The 4,519-nt window shown below is 58.0% G+C and carries 4 protein-coding genes; all 4 read right to left on the bottom strand.

The window, feature by feature from the left end:
- Positions 1-244 (bottom strand): polysaccharide deacetylase family protein (locus RBR41_RS14500; protein ID WP_320353387.1); only part of this gene is annotated, 244 nt, incomplete at its 3' end.
- Positions 245-1,151: 907 nt separating this feature from the next.
- On the bottom strand, positions 1,152-2,429 hold the full coding sequence (locus RBR41_RS14495; protein WP_320353386.1) for a TIGR03016 family PEP-CTERM system-associated outer membrane protein: 1,278 nt from the start codon (positions 2,427-2,429) through the stop codon (positions 1,152-1,154).
- 249 nt (positions 2,430-2,678) lie between these two features.
- The gene (locus RBR41_RS14490) at positions 2,679-3,857 is read right to left on the bottom strand and encodes an XrtA/PEP-CTERM system-associated ATPase (protein ID WP_320353385.1); all 1,179 of its coding nucleotides are present in this window, start codon (positions 3,855-3,857) and stop codon (positions 2,679-2,681) included.
- A 3-nt stretch (positions 3,858-3,860) separates the two neighbouring features.
- Positions 3,861-4,519, bottom strand: a 659-nt coding sequence (locus tag RBR41_RS14485) for an XrtA-associated tyrosine autokinase (protein ID WP_320353384.1), incomplete at its 5' end; no start/stop codon positions are given.

Genomic DNA, 4,519 nt, shown 5'->3' with positions numbered 1-4,519 from the left:
CGTGACAGGCCACTTCATGGCCGTTGTCGGCCATCTCGCGCACCATGAGCGGAAACCGCTCCGCCACCCAGCCGAGCACGAAAAAGGTGGCCTTGATGCCATGCTCGTCCAGAAGCGCCATGACCCGACGGGTGTTGTTCTCCACCCGCGACGGGTACACGGCCCAGTCCTTGCGGTCCACGACGCCTTCAAAGGCGGTGACTTGGAAGTAGTCTTCGACGTCAACTGTCAGAGCGTTTCTCACGCTGCCCCCCGGCGGGGGGAACTGTTGAAAATGCCATTCTGGCGGCGTTGCCGCACCGATTTTGGAAAGCTCATGTAGACGGCTACACTTCGCCTTCCAAAATCGGCTTGCGCCTTGCCACAATGGATTTTGAACAGTTCCCAAGTCATGTTGCTACCCTTAAAGAAAAAGGCTCACGAAGATGCCAGAATGGTTTTTGAACAGCTTTCCGGGAGTCATGCTATATTTCCTTTGGAAAAAGATTGTTGAAAAATCCAAATTGTATTTTGAACAACCTTAAATTCATTTATTAATAATTTAAGATGGATTGCCACGTCGCGGGCTCCTCGCAATGACGGCTGATACAGTATTGTACGTCAGCTCATGAGCACCATCTTTCCAATTCATAAGCACGATTTCGTTAACCAAGTCAATTGTAAGCACTGTATGACAATGCTCGTAGTGCACTTGTCAGCTGTCTTCATTCTTGCCACATTTGTCATACACTGCCGTATTCTCTGAGGTCGTCTGAGAGCCATTGTGGCAATCCATACTTTTACTCGTCATTGCGAGCCCCTTAGGGCGTGGCAATCCATGCCTTTGGTGCCTTTCATAAACGCAGAAAACCGAAGATGGATTTCACGCGTAGCCTGACTTGCCGCGCTGCGCTCGCAATGACGTCTGTGGTGATGCGTCACAGTGAACAGAACGCAACCGCGTCAATCACCCGAGACCCATGCTTCTCTTGCCAAAGACCAAAAACCAGAAACCAAAAACCAAATTCCCCGAAAGCGACATCCCAGGAGGGCGTCTGAGAGCCATTGTGGCAAGGCGCGAGCCGATTTTGGTGGGTGTGGGTGTAGCCGTCTACATAAGCCCGCCAAAATCGGGGAGCAACGCAGTCCAGAATGGTTCTCAGACGTCCTCCTCAAAAGGCATAGGTGAGCTGAACGCCCACGCGATTCACTCGAAACTCCTCATCCTCGTCATCCGACCGCGAATCCTTGAACCTGTACCAGGTGCTCAGGCTGAGTTTTTCGCTCAGGGCGTAATTGAGGCCCAGGTTTGCCTGCCAGCGTTTGGTGTTGTCGTCGCTGTCCTCGAAGTCGTGGCTCAGGCCCATGGTGCCGGTCAGGCGGGAGGAAAATTCGTGGGACAGGTTCAGCCCCAGGACTGTCCGGCGGATTGACTCGGCGTTGCCCTCTTCCACGCCGGAATTCTCCTCGTAGTCCTCCAGGCTGGCGGATACGCTGGCCGTGGTGCGCTCCCAGGCCTTGGTCAGGCGCAGGGTGCCGTGACGGCGTTCATAGGTCTGACCTGTGTCCGGATCGTCCTCAAAGGAAACACCGGAAGTCAGGTTCAGCTGCACGGGGCCGAAATCATGGTCCAGGCCCGCGTCCCAGTATATGCTGGTGGCGCTGGAATCCCGCTCCTGGTAGCGGGTATGCTGCGGACCGGCCTTCAAAAACACGCTGCCCGACTCGGAATAGGCCAGGCGGCCACCGAGATAAGCGATGTGCCGGTGCAGGGTTTCATCTTCGGACAATTCCTGCGTGTAGGAATAGCCGGACAAGAGCGAAGCCCTGTCGGTCAGTTCGTAATCCGCGTCCACGAAGCCGCGATGGATGTTCTTTAAGTCCTTGTCGTCCTCGTCGTACCAGATGTTGGAGAAGGCGTAGCCGATCTTGGCCTGGCCGCGCTCACCAAAGCGCGGCGTGATGTAGGGGGAAAAGGTGAAGGTGTTCTGCTGCACCACGTCCTGCGCGGAGTCATCCTCCAGCACGTCGCCCTGGGTGCGGTCCTCGTTGACCAGCCGGTAGGTGTCGGTCAGGTCCAGAAAAAGAAAGTCGTTCCAGGCGTCGAGCAGGGCATGGACGTTCAGATTGTGATTGAATTCCTGATCCTCGGTGCCCTTGGCATAAAAGCGGTAGTCCCCGCTGTAGGCGGATTCGAACAGCAGCCGAGCCCCTTCGCGCGAATAGGCCAGGCTGGGGCGCACAGAGGTGATGAAATCGTCCTTGCCGTTCTTTTCCTCGCCGGTGTTGTCGCTGTACTCCTGACCCACGCCAAGAGAAGCCTTCCAGGCAGGCTCGGCCAGGGCGGCAAAAGGGGCGCACCAAAAGAGCGCCAGCAAAAGGCAGGCGAACAGGCATATGCGCGCCACGGGCGGATGGGACGAACGGGACGATTGGGACGCAGTGAACATAATCAGCCTCTTTCTTTCATTCCAAACAAAAACCAAACTCCCCGAAAGCGCCATCCCAGGAGGGCGTCTGAGAGCCATTGTGGCAAGGCGTGAGTCGGTTTTGGCGGGCGCGGTGTAGCCGTCTACATAAGCCCGCCAAAATCGGGGAGCAACGCAGTCCAGAATGGCTCTCAGGCGCTCTCCCCCGTCTACATGAGGTTTCCATTTTGTCTGCAGCAACGCAGTCCAGAATGGCTCTCAGGCGCTCTCCTACTCGCCCCAGAGAAACTTCCAAACACTACTTCTCTTATTGGAAGCGGGCTCCTCACCCACCACAGGCGCATCCTTGAGCGAAATCTCGGAACGCAGCTGCTGGATTCCGGCCCAGAGTTCCTGAACCATGCTCCGCTGCTGCAGTTCCATTTTGTCCATGCGGTCGCGCAGATCCAAAAGGGCCGCGTTGTCCCATACCGGCTGAAACTCCAGGGACTCCACGCGCTTGTTCAGCGCGCCTATGGCCGCCAGCACCTTGGCCTGCCCGGACACGCCATTGATCATCGGTTGGACGCCGCCGTTGAGCATTGGCTGGAGGCCAGCGCTTCCGCCGCCAGGCTGTTCGGCTGGTTTGGCGTCCCAGTACTGGGCCTCGAAAGACAAGTCACCGGCCAGTTCGTGCACGGTCTTGCCGTCGATGTGGCGGGCTTCGGCGGAAAAGGCGTCGATCATGATGTAATCGCACAAAATATTGATCAGTCGCGGGATGCCCCTGCTGTAGGTGGCGATGGCCTCCACGGCCGCATCGTCGAAGGTCAGGGCCGAGCGGTTGCCGGCCTTTTCCATGCGAAACTCGATGTATTCCCGCACCTCTGCCGGACTTAAGGGCTGCAGATTGCAGTTGATCTGGATGCGCTGGCGCAGCTGCAAAAGTTCGGGCCGGGCCAGGATTTCGCGCAGTTGGGGCTGGCCCACGAGGATGATCTGCAACAGCTTGTCACGGTCCGTCTCCAGATTGGAGAGCATGCGGATCTCTTCGAGAATTTCGGAGGACAGGTTCTGGGCCTCGTCGATGATCAGCACAGCCTGGCGGCTCTGGGCGTACTGCTCGATGAGAAAATCGTTCAGCTCACGCAACAGGGCGGCCTTGTCCCGGCCATCGGTTTCCAGGCCGAAATCGCTGTTGATCTGCATGAGCAGCTGCAGGGAATCGACCCTGGTGTTGAAAACCTTGGCCAGCACGCTGTCGCGCAACTCGGAGCGGATCATGTTGCGGATCAGCGTGGTCTTGCCCGAACCCACTTCCCCGGTCAGCAAAATGAACCCGGCCCGCTCCCTGATGCCGTGGGAAAGATAGGTCAGGGCCCGCTTGTGCGCCTTGCTCGGATACAAGAAATCTGGATTGGGCAACAGGTCGAAGGGCTTTTCGCGCAGCCCGAAGAATTCCTTGTACACAGGTTATTCCGAGTAATAGTAGTAGGAGTTTCGATGCTGCTGCTGGGCGCCGTTGTAGACGATGCCCAGGACCTTGGTGTCCAGGACGTCCAGGGCTTCCTCGATCTGGCCCAGGCTCGGCTGCCCTTCCTTGACCACCAGTAGCACCCCGTCGGCCAGGCGCGCGATGGAGCGGGTCTCGGCAAAGGGGAGCACGGGCGGGGTGTCGATGATGATGTAGCGATCCGAGTAACGGGTCTTCATTTCCCGAAACAAGTTGCGCATGATTTCCGACGAGAAGAGCTCCACCGGATTGGCCACGGGGGTGCCCGCAGGCAGGACGGAAAGCTTGCCGATGTCCGTCTTGACCAGCAGTTCGCCCACGTCCAGGCCTTCGCGCAGGCAATCGGAGAGCCCCTTGCGCGAACCCAGCTGCAGGTACTTGTGCACGGTGGGACGGCGCAGATCCGCATCAATGAGCAGCACGGTGTGATCGAATTCCCCGGCCAGGCAGGCGGCCAGATTCACGGCGGTCATGCTCTTGCCCTCGCCCACGGTGGCGCTGGTCACGGCGATAAGGTTGTCGAAACGATCCCGCTTGGTCATCTTGACCACGGATTCCTTGAGCTTGCGGTACTCTTCGGCCATGGGCGACAGGGGCGCGTTGATCACGACCATGGTTT

Origin of the sequence: Desulfovibrio sp. (genome assembly GCF_034006445.1) — a bacterium.
Classification (GTDB): domain Bacteria; phylum Desulfobacterota; class Desulfovibrionia; order Desulfovibrionales; family Desulfovibrionaceae; genus Desulfovibrio.
This window is presented reverse-complemented; position numbering and strand designations above follow the sequence as displayed.

Bases quoted from the DNA above. Each gene is read 5' to 3' on its own strand.
- RBR41_RS14495 (WP_320353386.1), bottom strand. From the start codon at position 2,429: ATGTTCACTGCGTCCCAATCGTCCCGTTCGTCCCATCCGCCCGTGGCG.